The following is a 562-nucleotide window of genomic DNA, read 5'->3' on the forward strand; positions in this document are numbered from 1 at the left end:
GAACTACCCCCCACTTAACGTCCTAACGGAATGTTTGAAGTGGGGGCTTCTCGGTTAATCATGACTTTTGATAGCTAACGAATTTGTCCTTAGACAGCCGAGCTAACTCCCTTGTTCCAAAGGTTTTTTGCAATTTATCCTAACGCTAATAGACGTATTGCTTCATTTGTGAGATTGATAGCTGCGTTATAATCTCTATCGAGATTTACACCGCATATACAAGAATAGATTCGTTCAGACGCAGTCATATTTTTCATATTTCTACAATTGCTACATGTTTTGGTGGAAGGAATCCATTTGTCTATTTTCAAAAGTTGTTTTCCTTGTTCATTTCGTTTATAAGCTAAGAAAGAAGTGAACATACCCCACCCATTATCAGCGACACTTTTTCCAAAATGAAGTGTTTGCGACATTTAGATCTTCAATAGCTACGACATCAAAATGAGTAGCTAACTGTTTAGACTCATGATGAAGAAAATTCTTACGTTGGTTAGCTACTTTCTCATGTAATTTAGCTACACGAATACGTTGTTCAACGCTCAGAACCTTTATTACGCTTTGA

General features: G+C 37.0%; 1 pseudogene. It reads right to left on the minus strand.

Features of this window, described 5'->3' with window-relative positions:
* Nucleotides 1-134: 134 nt before the first annotated feature.
* Nucleotides 135-562, minus strand: a pseudogene (locus F3I02_RS33645) (RNA-guided endonuclease InsQ/TnpB family protein); the annotation flags it as partial.

The organism is Bacillus sp. SRB3LM, from assembly GCF_015712745.1.
In the GTDB taxonomy this organism is placed as follows: domain Bacteria; phylum Bacillota; class Bacilli; order Bacillales; family Bacillaceae_G; genus Bacillus_A; species Bacillus_A thuringiensis_K.